Raw genomic sequence first — 1411 nt, forward strand, 5'->3', positions numbered from 1 at the left:
GAAGACTGAGAACAACGACTTAGAAGGGCGTTTTGACTTTGGGTTGCTTGACCTTTAGCTCGCGAAGCCGTTTCAACATCTTCTGGAAATACTCCGCTAGGTAGTCCTCAAGAGAGGTCAGAGAGGCCAGTTCAATCCCCAGGGTTTCGCATACAGGCGTCATATCGGCGTGCATGGGTTCTTTGGCCGCGATCACCTCCACAAACGCCAGCCGGTCGGCAATGTTCCAGCTCCACTGAAAGAACTGCGCCACCTTGCGCGCCCCTCTCAGCAGTCCCAGCGGCATGGTGCTGACTTTGGCCTTTTTGCCGGAGAGCTGCTCGCACAAGGCAATGACTTCTCGAGCCGTCCAAGCCTTGGGCCCCACCAAGGGAAAGATTTGCTGCTTGGCAGCTTCTACAGTGAGAGCTCGCACCGCAAACCGGGCTGCATCTAGGGTGTCTAGGTAGGCCGTTGGCATGCCCTCGCCGGTTACCCAGACGATTTGTTCTTCCAAGATGGGGATGGCGTACTGGCCAATCAACCCCTGCATAAAGCCCGCTGGCCGGAAAATGGTGTAGGGCATCTGGGATCCAACCAAATACTTCTCAATGTGATGCTTGAAATTCATCAGGGGCACATTGGGATACTCGTGGTGGGCGCCCATGATGGAGAAAAAGATAAAATGCCCTACCTGGGCAGCCCGTGCCGCATTGATCAGGGCAACCTTGCCATCCCAGTCCACCTGACGGGCGCTGAGGGTGTCGGTCACCCGCACCGTAGCACAGTCGAGCACCGCCTCGATGCCTTCCATGGCGGAGTTGAGGGTGCTGGGCTGAAGCAGATTTCCCACTTTCAGTTGAGCGCCCCATTCACTCAAGAAAGCAGCCTTTGCCGGATTTCGCACCAGACAGGTAACTTGGTGTCCCTCTTCGATGGCTCGGCGTACCACTTGACGGCCCAGCGTTCCCGTCGCCCCCACAACCAGCACGTTCATAAAATTATCATTTCTTAACCTTAGGCTTAGTCTATCAGACCAGCGCAACTCCCGACACAACCTTAGAGGCAGCAACAAACCAATGGGGATCCTCTGCCAAGCCGGCTTTGAGGGATCCCCAAAGTTGGGTACTGAAGCGTCTAGCTGGCCAGCTCGTTCATGCGTTGCGCCAGGGTAAAGTCCAGTTCTGTAATGCCCCCGGCATCGTGGGTGGTAAGATGCACCCGCACGCGGTTGTAGACATTGGTCCATTCGGGATGGTGCCCCATGCTCTCGGCCACCAAGGCCACACTGCTCATCCAGCCAAAGGCTTCGACAAAGGAGCGAAACTGAAATTGACGATGCAGCTTCCCATCCTGCAAAGACCAGCCGGGCAGTTTCTCCAGCTTGGCCTGGATCTCGGCTTCACTTAGCTTGACGGGTCTGGACATGGGC

At 56.3% G+C, this 1411-nt stretch carries 2 protein-coding genes; both read right to left on the minus strand.

Features of this window, described 5'->3' with window-relative positions:
* Nucleotides 1-19: 19 nt before the first annotated feature.
* Nucleotides 20-976 (minus strand): NAD(P)H-binding protein, encoded by a 957-nt coding sequence (locus tag NW820_RS07650; protein ID WP_414407145.1) that lies wholly within the window; start codon nt 974-976, stop codon nt 20-22.
* A gap of 140 nt (nt 977-1116) precedes the next feature.
* A complete protein-coding gene (locus NW820_RS07655; RefSeq protein ID WP_414351921.1) occupies nt 1117-1407 on the minus strand; it encodes a 4a-hydroxytetrahydrobiopterin dehydratase in 291 nt (96 codons plus the stop codon).
* Nucleotides 1408-1411: the final 4 nt, after the last annotated feature.

The organism is Synechococcus sp. R55.7, from assembly GCF_047461955.1.
In the GTDB taxonomy this organism is placed as follows: Bacteria; Cyanobacteriota; Cyanobacteriia; order Thermostichales; family Thermostichaceae; genus Thermostichus.

Bases quoted from the DNA above. Each gene is read 5' to 3' on its own strand.
- NW820_RS07655 (WP_414351921.1), bottom strand. From the start codon at position 1,407: ATGTCCAGACCCGTCAAGCTAAGTGAAGCCGAGATCCAGGCCAAGCTG.
- NW820_RS07650 (WP_414407145.1), bottom strand. From the start codon at position 976: ATGAACGTGCTGGTTGTGGGGGCGACGGGAACGCTGGGCCGTCAAGTG.